Raw genomic sequence first — 24,485 nt, 5'->3', positions numbered from 1 at the left:
TGCGTGCCGTGCGTCCCCGCACTTCCACGGAGGAACACCCCAAGATGAGCTTCGGCGACCCGAACAACCCGTACGGGCAGCAGCCGCCGGCCCCGCAGGGCCAGCCCGGCTACGGCTACCCGCAGCAGGCACCGCCCAGTGTCCCGCCGCAGGGCGGCTACGCCTACCCGCAGCAGGCACCGATGGGCTACCCGAACCAGGGTTACCCCGCGGGTCCCGGCGGATACCCGGGCGCCGAGATGCCCATGCCCGGCGGGGTGAAGGCCGCCCGCGTCATCCTGTTCATCGTCGGTGGCCTCCAGGTCCTGGGCGGTATCGTCGTCCTCCTCGGCGGGGCGCTGTTCGCCTCGGCGTTCTCGGGCTCCAGCTCCTCGGACTACGGCTCCTCGGCGAGCGACGCGGGCGCGCTCGCGGGCGGCGTGATCGTCGTTGCGGGCATCTTCGCGCTGGCCCTGTCGCTGTGGCCGATCCTGACCGCCGCCAAGCTGGGCAAGGGCCGCGGCGGTGTCCGGGTCTCCGGCATCATCTACGGCTCGCTGATGACCCTCTTCTCCGGGATCAGCCTGATCATCAACTTCGTGGCGCTCAGCAGCGATACGGCGGCGGGGGCCGTCGTGTTCTCGCTGCTCCTGGCCCTGATCCAGTTCGGGCTGGCCCTCTGGGTCCTGGTCGGCCTGGCCAACTCGGCCGCCGGCGCGTACTTCCGGCGCCCCCAGTACTGAGCCCGCAGTCCTGAGCCCAGAGTCCTGGCCGCGGTACGAACCCCGTCAGCACGGCGAAGGCCGCCACCCCCAGCACTGCGGGTGGCGGCCTTCGCCGTACTCGGTGTCCGGTGACCGGTGACCGGTGCTCAGTGGAAAAAGTGCCGGGTTCCGGTGAAGTACATGGTCACGCCGGCCGCCTTCGCCGCCTCGACGACCTGCTCGTCACGGACCGAACCGCCCGGCTGGACCACGGCCTTGATGCCCGCGGCGGTCAGGATCTCCAGCCCGTCCGGGAACGGGAAGAAGGCGTCGGAGGCCGCGTACGAGCCTTGCGCGCGTTCGGCGCCCGCCCGCTCGACGGCGAGCTTCGCCGAGTCGACGCGGTTGACCTGGCCCATGCCGACGCCGACCGAGGCGCCGTCCTTGGCGAGCAGGATCGCGTTGGACTTGACGGCCCGGCAGGCCTTCCACGCGAAGGCGAGCTCGGCGAGCTCCTCCGGGGAGAGGGCGTCGCCGGTCGCGAGGGTCCAGTTCTTCGGGTCGTCGCCCTCGGCCTGGAAGAGGTCGGACTGCTGGAGCAGCGCGCCGCCGGAGATCGGCTTCAGGTCGCCGGGCTGGTGCGGGGTGCCGTCGACCTTCAGGACGCGGATGTTCTTCTTCTTGGCGAGGATCTCGACCGCGCCGTCCTCGTACGCCGGGGCGGCGATGACCTCGGTGAAGATCTCCGCGACCTGCTCGGCGAGCTCGACGGTCACCGGGCGGTTGACCGCGATGACGCCGCCGAAGGCCGACAGCGGGTCGCAGGCGTGCGCCTTGCGGTGCGCGGCGGCGACGTCGGCGCCGACGGCGATGCCGCACGGGTTGGCGTGCTTGATGATCGCGACGCAGGGCTCGTCGTGGTCGTACGCGGCGCGGCGGGCGGCCTCGGTGTCCACGTAGTTGTTGAAGGACATCTCCTTGCCGTGCAGCTGCTCGGCGTTGGCGAGCCCGCCCGGCTGCCCGTCGGTGTACAGCGCGGCGGCCTGGTGCGGGTTCTCGCCGTAGCGGAGGGTGGACTTGCGGTCCCACGCGCCGGCCAGGAACTCGGGCAGCACGGCCTCCGGCTCCGGGGCGTACGCATTCGTGAACCAGGAGGCCACGGCCACGTCGTACGCGGCGGTGTGCTGGAAGGCCTCGGCCGCCAGCCGCTTGCGCGCGGTGAGGTCGAAGCCGCCGCCGCGGGCCGCGGCGAGGACGTCGGCGTACCGGGCGGGGCTGGTGACGACGGCGACCGAGGGGTGGTTCTTGGCGGCGGCGCGGACCATCGACGGGCCGCCGATGTCGATCTGCTCGACGCACTCGTCGGGGGTGGCGCCCGAGGCGACGGTCTCCCGGAACGGGTAGAGGTTGACGATCACCAGGTCGAACGGCTCGATGCCGAGCTCGGCGAGCTGGCGCTGGTGGTCCTCCAGGCGCAGGTCGGCGAGGATGCCGGCGTGCACGCGCGGGTGCAGGGTCTTGACCCGGCCGTCCAGGCACTCGGGGAAGCCGGTGAGCTCCTCGACCTTGGTGACGGGCACGCCGGCCGCGGCGATCCTGGAGGCGGTGGAGCCGGTGGAGACGAGCGCGACGCCCGCCTCGTGCAGGCCGCGGGCCAGCTCCTCCAGTCCCGTCTTGTCGTAGACACTGACGAGCGCGCGCCGGATCGGCCGCTTCGACGAGCTCGACGAGATGGTGCTGCTCTCTACGGCGGTCACTGGATTGTTACCTTTCGTCCCTCAATGCGGTAGCCGTGCCGGGCCAGGCGCCCCACGACGTCGACGAGCAGCTGGCGCTCGACTTCCTTGATGCGCTCGTGCAGAGCGGCTTCGTCGTCCTCGTCCCGGACCTCGACCACACCCTGGGCGATGATCGGACCGGTGTCCACGCCGGCGTCCACGAAGTGGACCGTGCAGCCGGTGACCTTCGCGCCGTAGGCGAGGGCGTCCCGTACGCCGTGGGCGCCCGGGAAGGCCGGGAGGAGGGCGGGGTGCGTGTTGATGAAGCGGCCGCCGAAGCGGCCGATGAACGAAGCGCCCACGATCTTCATGAACCCGGCGGACACGACGAGGTCCGGTTCATGGGCGGCGGTCGCCTCGGTGAGGGCGGCGTCCCACTCCTCACGGGTCGCGTACGCCTTGACCGGGCACACGAAGGTGGGGATCCCGGCCTTCTCGGCCCGCTCCAGGCCGACGATGTTCTCGCGGTCGGCCCCCACGGCGACGACTTCGGCGCCGAAGCCCTCGGATCCGCCGGGATGGGCATCGATGGCGTCGAGCAGGGCCTGGAGGTTGGTGCCGGAACCGGAGACCAGCACGACCAGGCGGGAGGCGGCCATGGGAGGCCCTTTCTGCGGGAATGCTTCCGTACATCTTGTGTGATCAGACAAAACTTCGGTGTCCCGAAATACGGGGGACCCTACGAAGCCGCCGACCGCCTGCAACGATACCGGCACACCGGACAGCCCCCGAGGGACGGGGGGACGGGCGGGCGGTAGCGTCTGGCGTACAAGCCGCATACGGCCACGACACAGGGGAAGAAACGCACTCGATGCCGGATCGCCGCCAGCCCGACTCCTCCACCGACGACAACCCCTTCGCGGCTCCCCCGGAAGGCCGGCCCGACCAGCCGTGGCAGCCGCGCAGCGGTGGCGACGGCGATGGCGGCCGCCCCGGGGAGGACCCCGGCACCGGTCCGGGCGGGCCCGTGCGCTGGGACCCGACGGACCCCGTCCAGCGGCGCGCCCGGTACGCGTTGCTGGCCGGCATGTGGGGCTTCTTCTTCGGGATCTTCGGGATCCCGTCGGTGGGACTGCTGCTGGGTGCGCTCGCCCTGTACTGGGGCATCAGCGGGCTGCGCGGGAGGCCGGCGGCCGGATCCCCCTCGGACGCGAGGGCCGACGCCGTGGCGGGCCCTGCCGCGCAGGGGGGCCTGGCGGCGCTCGGGCCGGCCGCCCGCCCGCAGCGGACGGCGGCGATCGGCGGGCTGGTCACGGCCTCGCTGGCGATCCTGCTGGCCCTGAGCTCGTACGGCTTGCAGCTGGCGTACAAGGACTTCTACATCTGTCGTGAGGACGCCCTCACGAAGTCGGCGGAGCTGCAGTGCAACACGCTGCTGCCGGACAACATGGTGGGCAAGATCCTCAAGGTGCAGCAGTAGCGTCCGTGACGTTCGGCCGCAGCGGCCGCCCCGGATCAGGCCGGAGGCTTGCGGCGGGCCAGCACGCGGGCGCCGGTCACGGGCGGTACGAGGGGTGCGGACGGCTCGGGTGCCTGTGGAGCGGCCCGCTCCGCCGGGACCGGAGCCGGCGTCAGATCCAGGTGAAGCCCCGTCATGACGGTGAACCGGCGCGATGATCTGACGGGTGCGGCCGGTGCCGGGGCTACGGGCGCAGGCTCGGCGGGGGCAGGGGGCGCATCCTGCGTCAGGTCGGGGATCAGGGTGCCCGCGGCACGCCGCAGGGCCTCCCAGCGCAGCTCCCGTACGCCGCTGTCGTGCCACTCGTCCTCCCCCTCCGTGGCGCTCGTGTCCGCCTGCCGGGCGGGCCGGGTCCGCCAGGAGTGCACCGCCACCGCCACCGGCACCGCCAGGAGCAGCGTCCACGCGAAGGCCGCCGCGCCGGTCGCCCACCACACCGGGCCGAAGCTCGCCAGCCCCCGCGAGCCGAGAGGCCCCGAGGATGCCGCCGCGAGCCCGGCCAGCACCAGCGCGCACACGAGGGCGCCCAGAGCCGCCGTCAGCGCGGTTTCCCTGTACGAGACTTCACGCGCCCGGCGTACCGCGAACCACCCGACTGCCAGCCCGGCCAGCAGCGGCACCCCGGCGGCCGCACAGGTCAGCACCGTCCCGGACCCCTCCGGCGGCAGCGCCGCCAGCAGCGGGAACCTCGGCAGCGCGGGCGATCCGGCGAAGCCGAGCGGGGTCGCGGTCGCGCCGGCGCCGAGGGCGAAGCCGGGGCCGAGGGCGTAGGCCGCGCCCCACACCACGGCGTTCGGCAGCAGCGCCAGGGCGAGCAGCAGGACCGCGAAGCGGCCGGACCAGACCCCGGTCAGCGCCAGGAAGGAGCCCTGGACCTCCGCGGCGTGCCAGGCGAGCGAGGCCCCGACGAGCAGCGCGCCGCCGCCCAGGAGGACCAGTGCTCCCGCGGCTCCGGCGCGCAGCGCGAGGGCGTAGCGGGGGCGCGCGACGGCCCTCCGCACGCCCCCCGGCACCCACTCGGGCAGCCGCCCGAGCGGACGCCCCTTGGCCGCCCACACCCCACCGGCGGCGGCGAGCACGGCGACCAGGGGGACGTGCCAGGCGGCGCTGAGCGGGTCGGCGGGCATGGGGCCGCCGGCCGCATAGACGGTGGCCAGCGATCCGACGGAGAGGTATCCGCAGGTCACGGCGGAGAAGACGGCGCTTGCGGGCAGGACCTCGTCCCCGTCGCTGCCGTCGCCCGAGGCGCTGCCGAGGCGGGCGGCGCGGCGCATGAGCAGGGCGGGCAGCGCGACGAGCAGCAGCGGGGTCATGCCGACGGGCGCCGGGACCCCGGAGAGGGTGTCGTACCGGACGAGCTCGGTCCCGTGGGCGAGCAGCCAGAGCCCGGCGGCCAGGTGCAGGGCGCCGCCGGGACCGCTGTCGGGGTAGGGGGAGCTGATCCACAGCACGATGACGAGCACGGCGAGGAAGCCGAGCCCCAGCCCGGCGGCCATGGCCCCGCCCAGCACACAGGCCGCGGCGGCCGGCGAACGGCGCCGCCCGGCGGCCCGCGGGGCGGGCGGCAACGCCGTCGGCAACGGGGTGCCGCGTTCGGTCACTTGGGTCACCCCGCCATGGTGCCAACGACACGCGCTATGGGCGGGTAACAGGCGAATGTCCGTGGTGTCGCTCAATATACGTTTTATGTACTTTTTCGCCCAGGGCTGCCGGAAGGTCACGGGGAGTGTGGCATGACAGACAGCGTCGAGGAGCCGAGGCTCCCCTCGCCCAAGGAACGCCGCAGACTGCGCGAGGCGGCGGGCCTGACGTACGAGGACGTCGCGACGGCAGTGGGCGTCACGGTCAGCACGGTCCGCTCCTGGGAGGCGGGCCGCACGGGTCCCCGAGGCCGCAAACGTGCGGCGTACGCGAGCTTCCTGACGACCCTCCAGCCACCGGCCCCGGCCGCGCCGGCCCCTGCGGCGCAGGACGCCGTCCCCACCGGTCCGGGTTCAGCGGCGGATGACGGCACGTCATCGGCCGCCGGCCAGGTGGCTCCGCCGGGCCCTGCCCATGAAGCCGACGCGGACGCGGACGCCGACGCCGACGCGCACGCCGACGCGCAGAGCACCGGCGCGGCCGGGCTCGAAGCACCCCCGGTGCGGATGGCGGGCGGCGTCCGGCCCTTCGGCATGGGCGGGCCGGGTCCGCGGACCCGGCCGCCGGTCGCGGCCGAACGGGCTACGAGGCCCCCCATGTTCACGCCCCGGCACGAGGCCAGGGTCAACGTCAGGGCCACCGCACAGGGCATCGGCACGCCCGGCCGGGCAACCCCGGGCCCGTCCGGCCGGTCCCCGGAGCACGACGCCCCCGTACCCACCTCGGAGCAGGACCCGCCCCACACCCCGTCAGGAACCACCCCGGAGGACTCCCCCCAGCCCCCCGAGCAGACCCCGGCCGACGCCACGGCAACCGCCCCGGAGGGCCACGAGCAGGCGCCGGCCGATGCCACCGAGCAGCCCGGGGCGTTGCACTCCGCGGCCGGGCCCGAGGGGGCGGGACAGGCGGCCGACGGGGCGGAGGGGCACACGGCCGGAGGGGACACCGAGGCCCGGCCCGGGGCGGAGGGGGAGCCGGAGGTTCCGGCTGACGGGGCGGCGGACGGCCCGTGGGGGCCCAGGGAGGTGTTCGATGCGCTGTACGAGTACGCCGCCCCCGCCCTCACGCGGCAGGCGTACCTGCTCACCGGCCGCCGCCGGCTCTCCCAGGAGGCCGTCGAGCGGGCGTTCCAGCACGCCTGGGCGCGGTGGCCCGAGGTGGCCACCGATCCCGACCCCGTCGGCTGGGTGCGCGCAGCCGCCTACGAGTACGCCCTGTCCCCCTGGCACCGGTTCCGCCGCGCCCACAAACACCCCGACAAGGCCCCGGCCGCCCCCGCCGACCGGATCCTGATGGACGCCATGCTGGCGCTCCCGCCGGTCCACCGCCGCACCGTCCTGCTCTACGACGGCGTCGGCCTCGACCTCCCCGACACCGCCGCCGAGACCGAGGCCAGCACCCCCACCGCCGGCCACCGCCTCCTGCACGCGCACGCCACCCTCGCCGACCGGATCCCGGAACTGGCCGCCGCACCGCCCGAGAGGCAGTCCGCACTGCTGCGAGAGCGGCTCGGCGCGGTCATTCCGGCCGTCCGGCTGGAACCCCGCGCCGCGGCCGTCGTACGCATCGCCGCCGAACACCGCGCCCAGCGGTGGACCCGCGCGGTCCTGGGCCTGAGCGCCGTGCTCGCCGTCGCGACCGCGTACACCACCGCGACCGCGCCCCGGCAGTACGAGCCCCCCATCGCGCCCGGCGCGAGCGTCTCCGGGGTCCCCCCGCTCAGCGGCCCCCAGCGGCTCACCGCCGAGACCCGGCAGCTGCGCGAAAAGCTGCGCGCCCATCCGGCGCACAGGCCCGAGCGGCTCGCCCCCGGCCTGGAGTAGCGGCCACCGCGGAAACGGGCGTGGCCCGCACCCCACTCGGGGATGCGGGCCACGCCCGTACAGCCGGCCGGTCGGCCGTGACGTACGACTACTTGGCGTTCAGGATCTCGCGCGCGAGCTTCGCCGTCTCGGTCGGCGTCTTGCCGACCTTGACGCCGGCGGCCTCGAGGGCCTCCTTCTTCGCCTGCGCGGTGCCGGAGGAGCCGGAGACGATGGCGCCGGCGTGGCCCATGGTCTTGCCCTCGGGGGCGGTGAAGCCCGCGACGTAGCCGACGACCGGCTTGGTAACGTTCTTCGCGATGAAGTCCGCCGCACGCTCCTCGGCGTCGCCGCCGATCTCGCCGATCATGACGATGAGCTCGGTCTCCGGGTCGGCCTCGAAGGCCTCCAGGGCGTCGATGTGCGTGGTGCCGATGACCGGGTCGCCACCGATGCCGACGGCGGAGGTGAAGCCGATGTCACGGAGCTCGTACATCATCTGGTAGGTCAGCGTGCCGGACTTCGACACGAGACCGATCTTGCCGGGCTTGGTGATGTCGCCCGGGATGATGCCGGCGTTGGACTGGCCGGGGGTGATCAGACCCGGGCAGTTCGGGCCGATGATCCGGGTCTTGTTGCCCTTGGCGGTCGCGTACGCCCAGAAGGCGGCGGAGTCGTGCACCGCGATGCCCTCGGTGATGACGACGGCCAGCGGGATCTCGGCGTCGATGGCCTCGACGACGGCGGCCTTGGCGAAGGCCGGCGGGACGAAGAGGACGGAGACGTTGGCGCCCGTCTTCTCCATCGCCTCGGCGACGGAGCCGAAGACCGGGACCTCGGTGCCGTCGAAGTCGACGGTCGTGCCGGCCTTGCGCGGGTTCACGCCACCGACGATGTTGGTGCCGTCAGCCAGCATCAGCTTGGTGTGCTTCATGCCCGTGGCACCGGTCATGCCCTGGACGATGACCTTGCTGTCCTTGTTGAGGAAGATAGCCATGTGAGTCTGTGACCTCTGCCCTTACTTCGCAGCCGCGAGCTCGGCGGCCTTGTCGGCCGCGCCGTCCATGGTGTCCACGCGCTGCACCAGCGGGTGGTTGGCGTCCGAGAGGATCTTGCGACCCAGCTCGGCGTTGTTGCCGTCGAGACGGACGACGAGCGGCTTGGTGACCGCCTCGCCCTTCTCCTCCAGCAGGGCCAGCGCCTGGACGATGCCGTTGGCGACCTCGTCGCAGGCGGTGATGCCACCGAAGACGTTGACGAAGACGGACTTGACGTCCGGGTCGCCGAGGATGATCTCGAGACCGTTGGCCATGACGGCGGCGGAGGCGCCACCGCCGATGTCCAGGAAGTTGGCGGGCTTGACGCCGCCGTGGTTCTCACCGGCGTACGCGACGACGTCGAGGGTGCTCATGACGAGACCCGCGCCGTTGCCGATGATGCCGACCTCACCGTCGAGCTTGACGTAGTTGAGGTTCTTCGCCTTGGCCGCGGCCTCGAGCGGGTTCGCGGCCGCGTGGTCCACGAACTCCTCGTGGCCCGGCTGGCGGAACTCGGCGTTCTCGTCGAGCGAGACCTTGCCGTCGAGGGCGATGACGTCGCCGGAGGCGACCTTCGCGAGCGGGTTGACCTCGACGAGGAGCGCGTCCTCGGCGATGAAGGTCGCCCACAGGGTCACCAGGACCTCGGCGACCTTCTCGGCGACCTCGGCCGGGAACTGCGCCAGCGCGACGATCTCGCGGGCCTTCTCGATGGTCACGCCCTCGTTGGCGTTCACCGGGACCTTGGCGAGCTTCTCCGGGGTCTCCTCGGCGACCTGCTCGATGTCCATGCCGCCCGCGACCGAGGCCATGGCCAGGAAGGTGCGGTTGGTGCGGTCCAGCAGGTACGAGACGTAGTACTCCTCGAGGATCTCGGGAGCGGTCTCGGCGATCATCACCTTGTGGACCGTGTGGCCCTTGATGTCCATGCCCAGGATGTCCGTCGCGCGGGCGACGGCCTCGTCCGGGGTGGCGGCGAGCTTGACGCCACCGGCCTTGCCGCGGCCGCCGACCTTCACCTGCGCCTTGACGACCGACTTGCCGCCCAGCCGCTCGGTGGCCTCGCGAGCCGCCTCAGGCGTGTCGATGACTTCACCGGCCAGCACCGGTACACCGTGCTTGGCGAAGAGGTCCCTCGCCTGGTACTCGAACAGGTCCACGCGCGTCCGTCCCTTGTCTTCAAAGATTCGCAGTGATTCGCGGTTGTCTGCGTGGGCGTGCCGCGGAGGGCAACGTGACAGCGCTGTCACTAGGGAGGCGCACACGGTGACCGTGGACGCGGCATGTCCGTCCCGCAGGTTATCCCCGTGGGACGTGGGTCCCTAAATCGCAGATCACACCTGAGCGGTGATACCTGTCACAGATCCCCTCACGGTTGAGCTGGAAATTCGTGCGATCCGCCAGGCGCGGAGGCGCGGGCCGGGGACCGTTCAGGGGGCGGTTCAGGGGATGGGCAGGGGGCGCTTCTCCAGGGCCGCGGCCATCACCTCCGGGAACAGGTCGGGGGTGCAGGCGAAGGCCGGGGCACCCAGTGCCGCAAGGGCCGCGGCGTGCTCGCGGTCGTAGGCGGGAGCGCCCTCGTCGGACAGCGCGAGCAGGGCCACGAACTCGACGCCGGCCGCCTTCATGGCCGCCACTCGGCCCAGCATCTCGTTGCGTATGCCGCCCTCGTGGAGATCACTGATCAGGACCACGACGGTGTCGGCGGGACGGGTGATCCTGGACTGGCAGTAGGCGAGCGCGCGGTTGATGTCGGTGCCGCCGCCGAGCTGTGTGCCGAACAGGACGTCGACCGGATCGTCGAGCTGATCCGTCAGGTCCACGACGGCGGTGTCGAAGACGACGAGCCGGGTCGCGATCGAACGCATCGAGGCGAGGACCGCGCCGAAGACGGAGGCGTGGACGACGGAGGCCGCCATCGATCCGGACTGGTCGATGCAGAGGATCACCTCCTTCTTCACCGCCTGGGCGGCGCGCCCGTACCCGACGAGCCGCTCGGGGACGACGGTCTTGTACTCGGGCAGGTAGTTCTTCAGATTCGCCCGGATGGTCCGGTCCCAGTCGATGTCCGCGTGCCGGGGGCGGCTCGTCCGGGCGGAGCGGTCGAGGGCGCCGGTGAGGGTGGCGCGGGTGCGGGACGCGAGCCGCTTCTCGAGCTGCTCGACCACCTTGCGGACGACGGCGCGGGCCGTCTCCCTGGTCGTCTCGGGCATGGCCTTGTTGAGGGAGAGCAGCGTTCCGACGAGATGGACGTCGGGCTCGACGGCCTCCAGCATCTCGGGCTCGAGGAGGAGCGAGGCCAGGCCGAGCCGCTCGATGGCGTCCCGCTGCATCACCTGGACGACGGAGCTGGGGAAGTACGTGCGGATGTCCCCGAGCCAGCGCGCCACATTGGGCGCGGACCCCCCGAGCCCCCCACTCCGCTCCCCGCCTCCGGCGCCGCCGTACAGCGCCGAGAGCGCGGCATCCATACCGACATCCCGCCCGCCCAGCACCCACCCGGTCCCGTCCCCATCCCCCCCGAGCACCATCCGCCACCGCCGCAAACGTGCCTCCGCGTCGGCCCCGCCCACTGCCGAGATCCCAGCACTGGTCATCTACCCGTCCCCCCACTCGTCCCGGCCACCGGCCTTTGCCGACGCCACCCGTCCCGACACCGGCCCTTGCCGACACCACCCGTCCCGACACCGGCCCTTGCCGACACCACCCGTCCCGACCACCCGGCCCTTGCCGACACCACCCGTCCCGACCACCCGGCCCTTGCCGACACCACCCGTCCCGACCACCCGGCCCTGCCGAAGCCGCTTGTCCCGGCCACCGGCCCTTGTCCGACGGCGCGGATGCCGTCCACCTCCGGCGAGCAGAGCCCCGTACCCGCCCATGTAGTGCGTCCCGCCCTGCCCCACCGCTGCGCGGAGCCGTCCCCACCCCGCCAGCTCCGCCCGGACCCGCGCCTCAATCGCCGGCGAGGCTGAAGCCGCCCTCTCCGGGCCAACCCGGCCAGATCCAGCCCAACTGCCAGCTCAGCGCCTCCGGCACATTGCAGCCCCGCCGGCGTTTGAGGCGCGGGGGCCGGGGTGGAGCCCCAGGCAGCCCGGCGCAGCCAGGGCCGCTCGCGCAGCCGCGCCGCACCCGAACCCCGGCACCACCGGCCGATTCCAGCCCCGTCGGCGTTCGAGACGCGGGGGCCGGGCCCGGAGAGCTTGGTCATCCCGGGGTCGGGAGGAGAAGGCGGAGGACGGGGAGCACTGCGTCCGCGCGGGCGGGGTCCAGGGTGGGGGCGAAGCCCTCGGGGGCCTGGGACGGCGCGGCCCTCGCCGACGGGCCGCGGCGGATCAGCTCGCCCAGCGTTCGCTTGACGGCCGGGTCGTACGACCCGAACGTCCTCCGGAGGAGGGGCAGCACGTCGGTGAAGGCCCGCTCCGGCACCCCCGTCAGCCACGCGTCGATCAGCCCCAGCAGCCGCTCGTCGTGGACGAGCAGCGTGCCCCCGCCCCCCGCGAAGCCGTCGATCCAGCCCGCCGCGTCCGCCGGCGACGCCGCCGGGGACAGCGCGAGCCCCATCAGCCGCGCCGTCTCCTGCGCCGGCAGCCGCCCGTCGTCCAGGAGCAGCCTGGCCGCCCGGCCGCGGATCACCCCCGGCACCGTGTCCCGCCCGGCCAGCGCCCGCAGCACCGCCGACCAGCGATCCCGCAGGCCCTCCACCTCCAGGAGCCCGATCGCGCCGTGAACCCCGTCCACATGCCCCCGCAGTTCCGCCGCCGCATCCGCGTCCAGACCCGACACGCACGCGGCCGGCAACGCCACGCATATCCGCTCCGCGAGCCCGCCCGCGACCGTGCCCAGCGCCGACGCGTCCGTCCCCCGTACGTCCCCGTACCGAAGTGAACGGGCCAGCGCCGGCAGGGCCTTGGCCAGCCGCGCCACGTCGGTGTCCAGCGCCGCCCGGTCCGCGAGGGCCCGCAGCACGGCGGGCAGTGCCCCGGACAGTCCGGCGAGCAGGCACCGCTCGGCCAGCGCCGTCACCTCGCCGAGCTCCGCCGCCCCCGCCGCATCCGCCTCGGCCTTGGCGGTGGCGGCCGCCACGACGGTGGTGCCCCAGATCCCGGACTCGGCGACCCGCACCGACAGCTCCGGCTCCCACCGAAGCCGCCACGTCTCGCGGAACGTCCCGGTGCTCCCCCGCGAGGCGGCCGGCGTGCCCCAGTCGATGCCGAGCAGCCGCAGCCGGTGCAGCAGCAGCGACTTGGCCGCGTCGGTGTCCTTGCGCAGGTCGAGCTCCAGGTCACGCTCCTGTGCCTCGGCCTTGAGCCGCAGTGAGCGCTGCTGCCGGGTCAGGTCCCGCTGCAGCGGTACGACGGGCGCGCCGTCCGGGACTTCACCGAGCACGTCGCCGACGACCAGGCGGTCCTCGACGAGCGCGAGCGGTATCTCGGATCCGTCGCACATCACCGCCCGCACCGCCTCGAGGGTCTCCGTCAGCCCGGCCACCGGCCGCCCCCGCACCGCGGCCAGCGTCCCCGCCAGCCGGACCGCCTCGATGACGTGCGCCGGGGAGACCTGCCGGTCCTCCTCCCGCAGCAGTCCGGCGACCTTGGTCAGCCACCGCTCGACGGGCCGGTCCCGGGCCGCGAAGAGGTGGGCGTACCAGCCGGGCGAGGTGATGCCCGCGCCGTACCCGCCGGCCCGGGCGAGCCGCCGGTGGGTCCAGGGCACCCAGGTGGTCTCCACCTTGACCTTGGGCAGCCCGGTGAGCAGCGCCTTGTCCGCGGCGGCCGTGGTCTTCGCGCGCAGCGCCGGCACGTGCCAGGCCCCGCACACCACGGCGTACGCATCCCCGAACTCCCGGCGGGCGGCCCGCATCCGCTGCCGCATGTACGCCTCGCGCATCAGGTCCCGCGCGTGGCCGCCGTCCCCGTACGCCTCGCGCAGCGCCCCCATCGCCTCCCCGAGGGCCTCGAACGCGGCAAGGGGGTCCGCCCGGCCGGCGCCCCGGTGCTCGACCACGTCCTCCCACCAGCGCTCGGGGTCGTCGTACCCGGCGGTCCCGGCGAGCACCGCCAGCGGATCCGGTCGGACGGAGTCGCCCCCGTCCGGATCGGTTCCCTTCTCCGCCGCCAGCGTGTGCGCGGCCGGGAGGTCGATGAACCGCACCGGAACCGGTACCTCCTGCTCCTGCGCCCAGCGGATGGCGACCCACTCCGGCGAGAACGCGGCCAGCGGCCAGAACGCAGCCCTGCCCGGATCGTCGGCGGCGTGCGCGAGCAGGGCGACGGGCGGCCGCATCCCCGGGTCGGCGGCCAGCGCCAGCAGCGCGTCCCCCTCCGGCGGGCCCTCGATCAGCACGGCCGCCGGTCGGGCCGCCTCGAGGGCGGCCCGCACCGCGCGGGCCGAGCCGGGGCCGTGGTGCCGTACGCCCAGCAGCAGCGGCCCCCGCCGCCCGGCGGCCGGGCTGCTCGCACCGTTCATGCCGTCACCTCCCGGCAGGCGCGGTAGAAGTCCTTCCAGCCGTCCCGCTCGCGCACCACGGCCTCGAGGTACTCCTGCCAGACGATCTTGTCGGCGGCCGGGTCCCGGACGACGGCGCCGAGGATCCCGGCGGCCACGTCGGACGGGCGCAGGACTCCGTCCCCGAAGTGGGCCGCCAGGGCCAGGCCGCCGGTGACGACCGATATGGCCTCCGCGGTGGACAGGGTCCCGCTCGGCGACTTCACCTTCGTACGGCCGTCGCCGGTGACCCCGTCGCGCAGCTCGCGGAAGACGGTGACGACGCGGCGGATCTCCTCCAGGCCCTCGGGCACGGCCGGCAGGTCGAGGGCGCGGCCCATCTGGTCGACGCGGCGGGCGACGATGTCCACCTCGGCGTCGGCGGTGGCGGGCAGCGGCAGCACGACGGTGTTGAAGCGGCGGCGCAGCGCGCTGGAGAGCTCGTTGACCCCGCGGTCACGGTCGTTGGCGGTGGCGATGAGGTTGAAGCCGCGCACGGCCTGCACCTCCTGGCCGAGCTCCGGTATGGGCAGCGTCTTCTCCGACAGGACGGTGATGAGGGTGTCCTGGACGTCGGCCGGGATGCGCGTGAGCTCCTCGACGCGGGCGGTCATGCCCTCGGCCATGGCCCGCATGACGGGGCTCGGTACGAGGGCTTCGCGGCTGGGCCCCTGGGCGAGGAGGCGGGCGTAGTTCCAGCCGTACCGGATCGCCTCCTCGGGGGTGCCGGCGGTGCCCTGGACGAGGAGGGTGGAGTCCCCGCTGACGGCGGCGGCCAGGTGCTCGGACACCCACGTCTTGGCCGTGCCGGGGACGCCGAGCAGGAGCAGGGCGCGGTCGGTGGCGAGGGTGGTGACGGCGACCTCGACGATGCGGCGCGGGCCGACGTACTTGGGCGCGATGACCGTGCCGTCGTCGAGGGTGCCGCCGAGGAGGTACGTCGCGACGGCCCACGGGGAGAGCTTCCAGCGCGTCGGGCGGGGCCGGTCGTCGGCGGCCGCGAGGGCTTTCAGTTCTTCCGCGAAGGCGTCTTCGGCGTGCGGTCGCAGCGCCTCGGCGCCCTGGCCGTTCCCGGGCATGGTCATGGTCCCCCTCCAATGCTCGGCAGCCGCTCCCGACTGCTGGAACAACCGTGCACCACACCACTGACAACGCCCCTCGCTCACACGGTCGTTGCAGGTCAGAGCGATTGTCAGTGGGGGTCTCTACGGTGGGACACATGACTGAGCAGGCGGTCCGCTGGACGGCGGAACAGGTACTGGCCCTGGCTCCTGACGAGGCATCACGCAAGGCGGGGGCCAGGCTGGGCGGGGCGGGTCCGTGGTCACAGACCGGAGATTCCGCTTCCGGTTCACTGTGGGGGGTGTGCAAGGGCAGCGGCAGCACGCCGTACCGGACGGTCGTGGACCTGGCGGGGCCCGCTTACAAGTGCTCCTGCCCGAGCCGGAAGTTCCCGTGCAAGCACGCGCTCGGGCTGCTGCTGCTCTGGGCGGCGGAGGGGTTCGGCGAGCCCGGCGAGGCGCCGGACTGGGCCGCCGGGTGGCTGGCCGAGCGGATGGCGAAGGCCGGGCGTCCCGCGGCTGCGGCGGGCAGACCGGTGGACGAGGAGGCGGCGAAGCGCCGGGCCGAACGGAGGGCGGCCCGGATCAGTGCGGGCGTCGGCGAGCTGGAGCAGCGGCTCGAGGACGTGCTGCGCGGGGGCCTGGCCGGCCAGCAGCAGGCGGGGTACGCGCCCTGGGAGGAGACGGCCGCCCGGATGGTCGATGCCCAGGCGCCCGGACTGGCGGCCCGGGTCCGGGAGTTGGGGACGATACCCAGTTGCGGTCCCGGATGGCCCGCCCGGATGCTGGAGGAGGGCGCGCTGCTGCACCTGCTGAACCGGGGTTGGCTCGGGTTGGCAGGCCTGCCGGAGCCGCTCGCCGCGACGGTCCGGAGCAGGGTGGGGCTTCCGGGTACCGCCGCGGAGGGGGAGGTCGTACGGGACCGCTGGCTGGTGCTGTCCCAGTACGACTCGGTGTCGCCGGACGGCCGGCTCACCACCCGGCGGACTTGGCTGCGCGGGCTGGGGAGCGGGCGCCCGGCCCTGGTACTGGACTTCGGTCCGCCCGGGCGGCCTCCGGGACTGGCACTGCCCGTGGGGCTGGTGCTGGAGGCGGAGGCTCGCTTCCGGCCCGGTTCGGCGGGGCTGCGGGCGGATCTCGGGGAGAGGTCCGCGGCGGCCGCGCCGTGCGATCGGATCCCGGCCGGGGTCGGTACAGGGGAGGCACTGGAGGCGTACGGAGCGGCGCTGCGGGAAGACCCGTGGCTCGACTCGTGGCCGGTGGTGCTGGGTCCGGTGATCCCGATACCGGGGGAACTGGGCTGGCAGCTGGCGGACGCGGAGGGCAACTCCGCGCTGCCGGTCGCACTCCCCGGCGGCGGATCGCGGTCCGGCCTGTGGCAGCTGGCCGCGCTCTCGGGCGGCGGCCCGGTCACGGTGTTCGGCGAATGCGGACACCGCGGATTCACTCCCCTGACGGCGTGGCATCCGGGCTGCCCGGAACCGGTCGCGTTGGGGTGAAGGGCCGGGGCCCTTGTAGGGAGGGAACGTTGGCGCGGGGGCGCTGACGTGCATGAACGATGAAGCCGGGGGGCTTTTGTGAACGACAACCACGCAAGCTGAAGGGTCGCAAGACGGGGCACGAAAGCTGCTCCGGTCCCGCGGAGGGGGCGGGACCGGAGCACTGCACGACGAGAGGGAGGGGCGCGGTGACCACGACGGGGACGACCACGGGCACGGCTACGACTACGGGCAACACGACCGCGGACGCGGGTTACGGGGAGTGGGAGGAGCTGGTCGGGGCCGCGCTGTTGGGGACCGGGCGGCGGCAAGGAAATCCGGCGGCGCTGCTCGATGCGGCGGCCGTGCAGACCGTACGGCGCCGGGCCGGGCTGCGGCCCGCCGAGGCGGGTCCGCGGCCCGGTCCCGCGCCGCTGGATCCGCGCCCGGCTCCGCCGGAGCCGGCCCGGCGGCGGCTCGCCCAGCTGCTGGCCGGCCGGACCGGCGCGGGCAGCGGGGGCGGGCGGCGCGGGGCGGCCCCGGATCTGACGGAGCTGCTGCCGCAGTGGCTGGCCGCCGCCGGACGGCACGGCTACCGGGCGCCGCACGCGCTGGTGCCGGCCCTGCTGGACGCGGCCCGGGCCCGTACGGACCTGCGCCCGCAGGCGCTGGCCCTGGCCGGGGCGCGGGGGCTGTGGCTGGCCCGGCTGAACCCGGACTGGCGGTTCGCCCTGCGCGGCGGGGCGGGCGGTGCCGGGGAACTGCCCGGACCCGAGGACCGGGCCGGGGTGGAACGGCTCTGGCAGGAGGGGCTGTTCGCGGAGCGCGTGGCCCTGCTGGGGACCGTACGGGCACATGAGGCGGCGGCGGCGACGCGGCTGCTGTCGACGACCTGGGCCACGGAACGGGCCGAGGACCGGCTGATGTTCCTCGATTCGCTGCGGGTGGGGCTGACGGCGGCGGACGAGCCGTTCCTGGAGGCGGCCCTGGGTGACCGGAGCCGCAACGTCCGGGCGACGGCAGCCGAGCTGCTGTCCGCGCTGCCGGAGTCCGCGCTGGCCGGGCGGATGGCGGAGCGGGCGCTGGCCTGCGTGGGGCCGGAGGGGGTGACTCCACCGGCCGAGTGCGATGCGGGGATGCTCCGGGACGGGGTGGTCGGACGGCCGCCGGCCGGGCGCGGGGAGCGGGCCTGGTGGCTGGGCCAGCTGGTGGAGGCGGCGCCGCTGTCCTGCTGGCGGGAGCGGTTCGGCGGGCTCGTCCCGGCGGAGATCGTGGCGCTGCCGGTGGCCGAGGGCGAGAGCTGGCGGGAGGAGCTGCATGCGGCGTGGTGCCGGGCGGCGGTGCGCCAGCGTGATCCGGACTGGTCGAAGGCCCTGCTCGGCGCGGCGTCGGCGCCGCCCGCGACGGCTCCCGGCACGGCGTCGCTCGCGGAGCGGGCGAAGCTGCTGTCGATCCTGCCGGAGGGGGAACGGGCGGAGTGGGTCGCGGAGTTCATACGGGCCCACGGCCTCTCGGAGGCCTTCCAGCTGCTCGGCGTGTGCATGGTGCCCTGGGCGGGGACGCTGGGCCGGGCCGTGGTGGACGCGCTGGACGCCGCGCGGGAGGCGGGCAGCTACCCGTGGAGCTTCAGCGGGGTGATGGGCCTGGCGGAGCGCTGCCTGGATCCCGCGGCGGCCGACCACCTGGAGTCCCTGGCGACGGCGTCGGACGGCCCGCCGGACACCTCCCCGGGCGCGGCGGCGTACTGGTCGGAGGCCTTCCAGCGCCTGGTCGCCACACTGCGCCTACGCGCCACGATGCTCGCGGAGCTGACCCCGTGGCCCTGACCCACAGGACGCCCCGAGGGGTCCGCTGCGCAGCGTCGAATCCGCGCAGCGGTGGCCCGGCGGCTACGCGGTACGGACGTTGGCGCGGACCCAGTCCACGATCGCCGTCGTCGTTGCGCCCGGGGTGAAGATTTCGGCCACGCCCTTTTCCTTCAGGGGGGCGATGTCGTCGTCCGGGATGATGCCGCCGCCGAAGACCTTGATGTCCTCCGCGTCGCGCTCCTTGAGGAGTTCGAGGACGCGCGCGAACAGCGTGTTGTGGGCGCCGGAGAGGATCGAGAGGCCGATCGCGTCGGCGTCCTCCTGGATGGCGGTGTCCACGATCTGCTCGGGGGTCTGGTGGAGGCCGGTGTAGATGACCTCCATGCCCGAGTCCCGCAGCGCACGCGCGATCACTTTGGCCCCGCGGTCGTGGCCGTCGAGACCCGGCTTGGCCACCACCACACGGATCGGACCGGTCACACCCATCGCACTGCCTCCCGAGTGAACGAACGTTAAGTACAGCATCGCGCACACCCCCGTTTCACGGTCAACCACGAGGGGGAAATCACACGTGGGACGGCGTTGATTCACCGCCAGGGGAGCCGCACCGGAGGCGCCGCGCCACCGTACCGACAGCCGCACGGCACGGTGGCGCGGCCGGCCGCAGACCCGAGAGGCGCAGTCCCACAAGGCTGAGGGGGGGCCGTCGATGGGGGTGTCCATACCCGTATCCGTGTCCGGTGCCGCGCTGCGCGCCGGCGTGCTGGAGGCGGTGGTCCTGGGCGGCCATCTGCTCCTCTACCCGACCGGGATACGCCAGGAGAAGCCCGCCGGAACCGGCGGAAAACACCTCGGGCAGACGCCCGCACTCCTGCTGCACGGGTTCACCGACAACCGGTCCGTCTTCGTCCTGCTGCGCCGCACCCTCGCCGCGGGCGGACGGCGGCAGGTGGAGACGTACAACTACTCCCCCTTCACCCGCGACCTGCGCGTCACCGCCCGCCACCTCGCCCGGCGCGTCGAGGAGCTGTGCGAGCGCACGGGGCAGGAGCAGGTGGACCTGGTCGGGCACAGCCTGGGCGGGCTGGTCGGGCGGTACTACGTCCAGTGCCTCGGCGGCGACGCCCGCGTCCGCACGCTCGTCACGCTCGGCACCCCGCATTCCGGTACGCGGATCGCTCCGTTCATGGACGCCCACCCGCTGATCCGGCAAGTGCGCCCTGATTCCGAGGTGATGGCCGAACTGCGGGCACCCGCGCCCGGCTGCCGGACCCGATACGTCGCGTTCTGGAGCGAGTTCGACGAGCTGATGGATCCGACCGAGACGGCCCGCATCGAACATCCGGATCTTCTCGTGGAGAACGTGCAGGTCACCGGCATCGGACACCTCGCCCTCCCCGCCCATCCCGCCGTGACGGCAGAGGTCCGGCGCGCGCTCGACGGGCCCCGTCCGGCCGCCGCCGAAAGCCTGGGAGACGCCGCCTCCGTCGCGTGAACACCAACCCATCCGGATTCGAACGGATTTCGAACTCAAGGCCAAGGCTCGGCCTTGCCGCGACCGAAAGGCGGCCGAATGCCCGGTTCCGGAAAGCTCGGGACCCCTCGAAGATTGTCGTTGCCAGTAACCGCCGGGTACAGTCACGCCACTGCTCTCCCCAGGGAACCTCGAGTTCCCTGGCCACCCAGGCCCCCACTGCCGAGGCGAAAGAGAAGTTGGTGAACGACCGCCCCTCGTCGGGCCTGTACCCCGATTCCGGGTACGACGGCCTTTCCGACACCACTTTCGCTGGTGACTCGGCCTATGTTTCCTACGAAACGCAGGGCCAGGGGTACGACTACGCCTCTTACGCCTCCTACGAGACCGGTGCGTACGACTCCACCGCCTGGTCCGCGCAGGGCAGTTACCCGCAGGACGGCGGCTACCTGTCGACCATCCCCGCCCAGGGCGGCGCCAACGAGGACGCCGGCACCGGACAGTGGGATGCGAACGCCTGGAACCAGCCGGCCGGCAGCACGGACTACCAGGCCACCGCCTTCGGCTACGACCAGACCGGGCAGGCCGCGCAGAGCGGGCAGACCGGGCAGTGGGCGATGCCGGGTTACGGCACCACGGGCACCGAGACCGGCGCGTACGACGCCACCGCCTGGAACAACGTCCCGCAGCACGAGCAGCAGACCCAGACCTTCTCGTACGACTACCAGTACGAGTACCAGCAGCAGCACGAGGCGCAGCCGCAGCAGCACCAGGACGCGGCTTACGCCTACGAGACGCCGGCCGCCCCCGCCGCCGACGTCTACAGCGAGACCGCCGTCTTCGAGGTCCTCGGCAACGAAGGCCCCGAGCCGGACCACGGCCTCGACCACGAGCACGAGCACGAGCACGACTTCGGGCTCGATCTCGATCTCGATCTCGATTCCGACCTCACGGCCGCCGCGGTGCACGACCTGCCCACCCAGGCCATGCCGGTCACCCCGGCCGCCGCGCCCGTTCCGCGCGGCTCGCGCCGCGCCGGAGCGAAGACCAAGTCGGCGTCCACGTCCGCTTCCCCGTCCGGAAGCGGCGGCAACAGCCGGCGCCGCAGCCCGGTGAAGCGTTCCGCCCTGCTGACCGTGGCCGTACCCTCCGCCTGCGTGATGGGCGTCGCCGGTGTCGCGGCCGCCTCCGTCGGCGGACTCACCGCCGCGGAGAAGCCCGCCGACGACACCACCACGATGGCCGCGCCCGACCCGGCCTCGGTGAAGCCCGTTGCGGCGAACAGCAAGCTCGACACCCAGCTGACGGCCCTCAGCGCCGACGCGGGCGACTTCGCGGACCGCGCGAGCCGCACGCAGGAGCGCATCGACCTGCGCCAGCGCCAGGAAGAGGAAAAGAAGAAGAAGGCGGAGGAGGAGGCGGCCAAGGAGGCGGCCCGCCCCAAGTTCGCGATCCCGGTCGCACAGCACGGCCTCAGCGCCAGCTTCGGCCAGGCCGGCGGCATGTGGATGTCCGTGCACACCGGCATCGACTTCCCGGTCTCCTACGGCACCCCGGTCATGGCCGCCACCGACGGCACCGTGCGCACCCAGTGGAACAGCGCCTACGGCAACATGGCCATAGTGACCTCGCCCGACGGCACCGAGACCTGGTACTGCCACCTCAGCAGCACCAAGATCCGGTCCGGCAAGGTCAAGGCGGGCGACGTCATCGCCTACTCGGGCAACTCCGGCAACTCCACCGGCCCGCACCTCCACTTCGAGGTTCGGCCCGGCGGCGGCTCGGCGATCGACCCCCTGCCCTGGCTCCGCAGCCACGGCCTGGACCCGACCTGAGCCCGACAGCCCGACAGCCCGACAGGCCGACAGGCCGACAGGCCGACAGGCCGACAGGCCGGGGAACCATCATCCCCCGGCCCCCTTCTCCCCGTTACAGCTTCTGCACCGGCGCGTAGCGCAGCAGCAGGCGCTTCGGCTTGTCGTCCCCGAAGTCGACGGTGGCCTGCGCATCCGCGCCGGCGCCCCGGACCTCCATGACCGTGCCCAGCCCGAACTGGTCGTGCGTGACCCGGTCCCCGACGGCCAGCGCGATGACCGGCTTGTCGGCGGCCCGGCGCGTCGCGAACCCGGACGGCCCCGACTTCGTGCGCGACGAGGACAGGAACGCCTCCGGCGAGGTGCCGAACGTGGCCTTCCCGCCCCCCGTCCCGGACGAGCCGTATCCCGAGCCCGGACTCCGCATCGGCCCGGCCGGCTTCTGCGCGGCGCCCGTGCGCTTCCACTGCAGGTACTCCGCCGGGATCTCCTCGAGGAACCGCGACGGCGGGTTGTACGAGGGGGTGCCCCACGCGCTGCGCATGCTGGAGCGGGTCAGGTACAGCCGCTCGCGCGCCCGCGTGATGCCGACGTACGCGAGGCGGCGCTCCTCCTCCAGCTCCTTGGTCTGGCCCAGCGCCCGCATGTGCGGGAAGACCCCGTCCTCCATGCCGGTCAGGAAGACCACCGGGAACTCGAGGCCCTTGGCGGTGTGCAGGGTCATCAGCGTGATGACGCCCGAGCCGTCCTCGTCCTCGTCCGGGATCTGGTCGGAGTCGGCGACGAGCGCGACCTGCTCCAGGAACTCCGCGAGCGTACCCGGGTTGTCTTCTCCTCGGGCCTGCTCGAACTCCAGGGCCACGGCCGCGAGTTCCTGGAGGTTCTCGATGCGCGTCTCGTCCTGCGGGTCGGTCGAGGCCTGCAGCTCGGCGAGGTAGCCCGTACGCTCCAGCACCGCTTCCAGGACCACCGCCGGGCCCGCGCCCGAGTCGACGATCGTGCGGAGCTCCTCCATCAGCACGTTGAACCGCTTCACCGCGTTGGTCGAGCGGGCGGCCATGCCGAACGCCTCGTCCACGCGCCGCAGCGCCTGCGGGAAGGTGATCTTCTCTCGCATCGCGAGCGCGTCGATCATCGCTTCGGCGCGCTCGCCGATACCGCGCTTCGGCACGTTCAGGATCCGGCGCAGCGGGACGTTGTCCTCCGGGTTCGCCAGGACGCGCAGGTACGCGAGGACGTCCCGGACCTCCTTGCGCTCGTAGAAGCGGACGCCGCCGACGACCTTGTACGGGAGTCCGACGCGGATGAAGATCTCCTCGAACACGCGCGACTGCGCGTTCGTCCGGTAGAAGATCGCCACGTCGCCCGCCTTGGCGTCGCCCGCGTCCGTCAGCCGGTCGATCTCGTCGGCGACGAACTGCGCCTCGTCGTGCTCGGTGTCCGCGACGTAGCCGGTGATGACCGCGCCGGTGCCGGCCTGGGTCCACAGGTTCTTGGCGCGGCGGTTCTCGTTGCGCTCGATGACCGCGTTGGCGGCGGAGAGGATCGTCTGCGTGGAGCGGTAGTTCTGCTCCAGCAGGATCGTCGTCGCGTCCTTGTAGTCCTCCTCGAACTGGAGGATGTTGCGGATGGTCGCACCGCGGAAGGCGTAGATCGACTGGTCGGCGTCACCCACCACGCACAGCTCGGCCGGCGGCAGGTCCGGATAGCCGGTGCCGACGAGCTCGCGCACCAGTGTGTACTGGGCGTGGTTGGTGTCCTGGTACTCGTCCACCAGGACGTGCCGGAAGCGCCGCCGGTAGTGCTCGGCGACGTCCGGGAACGCCTGGAGCAGGTGCACCGTGGTCATGATGATGTCGTCGAAGTCGAGCGCGTTGGCCTCGCGCAGCCGCCCCTGGTACATCACGTACGCCTGGGCGAGCGTCTTCTCGAAGCCGTCGGCGGCCTGGCCGGCGAAGGCGTCCTCGTCGATGAGCTCGTTCTTGAGGTTCGAGATCTTGGCGTTGAAGGCCTTGGGCGGGAACTTCTTCGGGTCCAGGTCCAGGTCGCGGCAGACGAGCGCCATCAGGCGCTTCGAGTCGGCCGCGTCGTAGATCGAGAACGACGAGGTGAAGCCGAGCCGCTTCGACTCGCGGCGCAGGATGCGCACGCACGCGCTGTGGAAGGTGGACACCCACATGGCGTTGGCGCGCGGGCCGACCAGGCCCTCGACGCGCTCCTTCATCTCGCCGGCGGCCTTGTTGGTGAAGGTGATCGCCAGGATCTGGCCCGGGTGGACGTTCCGCGCGGCCAGGAGGTGGCCGATGCGGTGGGTCAGCACACGGGTCTTGCCGGAGCCGGCGCCGGCCACGATGAGCAGCGGGGAGCCGGCGTGCACGACGGCCGCGGCCTGCTGCTCGTTCAGGCCGTGCAGGAGGGTCGCGGGGTCGATGACGGGCTTCGGGGAGCCGTCCCGGTAGTACGCGTCCCCGCTCATGGGCGCATCGAAGCGGCCCCCGAAGAGATCGTCCGCTCCCGTCTCCGGGGCGGCGTGCTCCTCGGGCGGCGGAGGGACCTCGTCGGAGGGGGTGAGGTCCGCCAGGAAACTGTCGTCAAAGAGGCTGCTCATCGCTTTCCGAGTCTAGAGGGCGGGACCGACACGCCAGTACGAGTTCCAGCAGACCGGGGAAACGCAGCTCGAGGTCGTCCCTGCGCAGCGTGAGGCAGAGCCTGCGGCCCTGCGGGCGCCGGCGGATCAACCCGCCCTCGCGGAGCGTCTTGAGGTGGTGCGTGACGCTGGACCTGGGCAGGTCCGGCACCACCTCGCCGCAGGACATCTCCTCGCCGGAGGCGAGCTTGCGGACGATCTCGAGGCGGGCGGGATGCCCGAGGGCCGCGAGCACCTCGGCCAGGTCGAGGTCCTCGACGCGGGGGTGGGTCGGCTCGGCGGCGGCAGGCATGCCGCCACTGTACGCAGATCTCGT

General features: G+C 73.2%; 18 protein-coding genes. 7 read left to right on the top strand and 11 right to left on the bottom strand.

Annotated features, from left to right (window positions below; genetic code table 11):
• Positions 1–44 precede the first annotated feature (44 nt).
• The gene (locus IF09_RS0100165; protein WP_030290636.1) at positions 45–722 is read left to right on the top strand and encodes a hypothetical protein; all 678 of its coding nucleotides are present in this window, start codon (positions 45–47) and stop codon (positions 720–722) included.
• 128 nt (positions 723–850) lie between these two features.
• Here IF09_RS0100165 and purH read toward each other — a convergent pair whose 3' ends face one another.
• Together purH and purN are read right to left on the bottom strand one after the other, a co-directional pair.
• On the bottom strand, positions 851–2,416 hold the full coding sequence (gene purH / locus IF09_RS0100160) for a bifunctional phosphoribosylaminoimidazolecarboxamide formyltransferase/IMP cyclohydrolase (protein WP_030290634.1): 1,566 nt from the start codon (positions 2,414–2,416) through the stop codon (positions 851–853).
• A 20-nt stretch (positions 2,417–2,436) separates the two neighbouring features.
• Positions 2,437–3,060, bottom strand: coding sequence for a phosphoribosylglycinamide formyltransferase (gene purN, locus IF09_RS0100155; protein WP_030290632.1), 624 nt, complete (start codon positions 3,058–3,060; stop codon positions 2,437–2,439).
• Positions 3,061–3,272: 212 nt separating this feature from the next.
• On the opposite strand from purN, the gene IF09_RS44375 reads away from it, so the two are divergent.
• Entirely contained in the window at positions 3,273–3,881 is a 609-nt protein-coding gene (locus tag IF09_RS44375; protein ID WP_030290630.1) for a hypothetical protein, read from the top strand.
• 35 nt (positions 3,882–3,916) lie between these two features.
• Here IF09_RS44375 and IF09_RS0100145 read toward each other — a convergent pair whose 3' ends face one another.
• Positions 3,917–5,530, bottom strand: coding sequence for a DUF6350 family protein (locus IF09_RS0100145; RefSeq protein WP_078612972.1), 1,614 nt, complete (start codon positions 5,528–5,530; stop codon positions 3,917–3,919).
• A 123-nt stretch (positions 5,531–5,653) separates the two neighbouring features.
• On the opposite strand from IF09_RS0100145, the gene IF09_RS39760 reads away from it, so the two are divergent.
• Positions 5,654–7,384, top strand: a complete 1,731-nt coding sequence (locus tag IF09_RS39760; RefSeq protein ID WP_037633566.1) for a helix-turn-helix domain-containing protein — start codon at positions 5,654–5,656, stop codon at positions 7,382–7,384.
• An 88-nt stretch (positions 7,385–7,472) separates the two neighbouring features.
• Here the strand turns inward: IF09_RS39760 and sucD are convergent, their stop codons facing one another.
• The 5 genes from sucD to IF09_RS0100115 all read right to left on the bottom strand — a co-directional run bounded on the left by sucD (position 7,473) and on the right by IF09_RS0100115 (position 14,972).
• Positions 7,473–8,360: a succinate--CoA ligase subunit alpha gene (sucD, locus tag IF09_RS0100135; protein WP_030290624.1), complete on the bottom strand. Its 888-nt coding sequence runs from the start codon at positions 8,358–8,360 to the stop codon at positions 7,473–7,475.
• Positions 8,361–8,381: 21 nt separating this feature from the next.
• Positions 8,382–9,560 (bottom strand): ADP-forming succinate--CoA ligase subunit beta, encoded by a 1,179-nt coding sequence (gene sucC / locus IF09_RS0100130; RefSeq protein ID WP_030290619.1) that lies wholly within the window; start codon positions 9,558–9,560, stop codon positions 8,382–8,384.
• A 282-nt stretch (positions 9,561–9,842) separates the two neighbouring features.
• Positions 9,843–10,997 carry a VWA domain-containing protein gene (locus tag IF09_RS0100125; protein WP_051831963.1) on the bottom strand — a complete coding sequence of 385 codons (1,155 nt, stop codon included), beginning with the start codon at positions 10,995–10,997 and terminating at the stop codon, positions 9,843–9,845.
• A 610-nt stretch (positions 10,998–11,607) separates the two neighbouring features.
• Complete coding sequence (locus IF09_RS0100120) at positions 11,608–13,869, bottom strand: DUF5682 family protein (RefSeq protein ID WP_037633563.1); 2,262 nt, start codon at positions 13,867–13,869, stop codon at positions 11,608–11,610.
• Positions 13,866–14,972 (bottom strand): ATP-binding protein, encoded by a 1,107-nt coding sequence (locus IF09_RS0100115; RefSeq protein ID WP_030290612.1) that lies wholly within the window; start codon positions 14,970–14,972, stop codon positions 13,866–13,868. The genes IF09_RS0100120 and IF09_RS0100115 overlap by 4 nt, the downstream gene beginning before the upstream one ends.
• Positions 14,973–15,106: 134 nt before the next feature.
• Between IF09_RS0100115 and IF09_RS0100110 the strand changes: the two genes are divergently transcribed.
• Together IF09_RS0100110 and IF09_RS0100105 are read left to right on the top strand one after the other, a co-directional pair.
• A complete protein-coding gene (locus IF09_RS0100110) occupies positions 15,107–16,447 on the top strand; it encodes an SWIM zinc finger family protein (protein ID WP_030290610.1) in 1,341 nt (446 codons plus the stop codon).
• 188 nt (positions 16,448–16,635) lie between these two features.
• A complete protein-coding gene (locus tag IF09_RS0100105) occupies positions 16,636–18,252 on the top strand; it encodes a DUF5691 domain-containing protein (RefSeq protein ID WP_037633559.1) in 1,617 nt (538 codons plus the stop codon).
• A 63-nt stretch (positions 18,253–18,315) separates the two neighbouring features.
• Here IF09_RS0100105 and IF09_RS0100100 read toward each other — a convergent pair whose 3' ends face one another.
• Positions 18,316–18,720: a cobalamin B12-binding domain-containing protein gene (locus IF09_RS0100100; RefSeq protein ID WP_030290606.1), complete on the bottom strand. Its 405-nt coding sequence runs from the start codon at positions 18,718–18,720 to the stop codon at positions 18,316–18,318.
• A gap of 223 nt (positions 18,721–18,943) precedes the next feature.
• Between IF09_RS0100100 and IF09_RS0100095 the strand changes: the two genes are divergently transcribed.
• Together IF09_RS0100095 and IF09_RS0100090 are read left to right on the top strand one after the other, a co-directional pair.
• Positions 18,944–19,729, top strand: coding sequence for an esterase/lipase family protein (locus tag IF09_RS0100095; RefSeq protein WP_030290604.1), 786 nt, complete (start codon positions 18,944–18,946; stop codon positions 19,727–19,729).
• 221 nt (positions 19,730–19,950) lie between these two features.
• Positions 19,951–21,543 (top strand): M23 family metallopeptidase, encoded by a 1,593-nt coding sequence (locus IF09_RS0100090; protein ID WP_030290602.1) that lies wholly within the window; start codon positions 19,951–19,953, stop codon positions 21,541–21,543.
• Positions 21,544–21,637: 94 nt separating this feature from the next.
• Here the strand turns inward: IF09_RS0100090 and pcrA are convergent, their stop codons facing one another.
• Positions 21,638–24,130, bottom strand: coding sequence for a DNA helicase PcrA (pcrA, locus tag IF09_RS0100085; RefSeq protein ID WP_030290601.1), 2,493 nt, complete (start codon positions 24,128–24,130; stop codon positions 21,638–21,640).
• Positions 24,114–24,461, bottom strand: a complete 348-nt coding sequence (locus tag IF09_RS0100080) for an ArsR/SmtB family transcription factor (RefSeq protein ID WP_030290599.1) — start codon at positions 24,459–24,461, stop codon at positions 24,114–24,116. The genes pcrA and IF09_RS0100080 overlap by 17 nt, the downstream gene beginning before the upstream one ends.
• Positions 24,462–24,485: the final 24 nt, after the last annotated feature.

The sequence above is a fragment of the Streptomyces katrae genome, from assembly GCF_000717655.1.
GTDB classification, from domain to species: domain Bacteria; phylum Actinomycetota; class Actinomycetes; order Streptomycetales; family Streptomycetaceae; genus Streptomyces; species Streptomyces katrae_B.
This window is presented reverse-complemented; position numbering and strand designations above follow the sequence as displayed.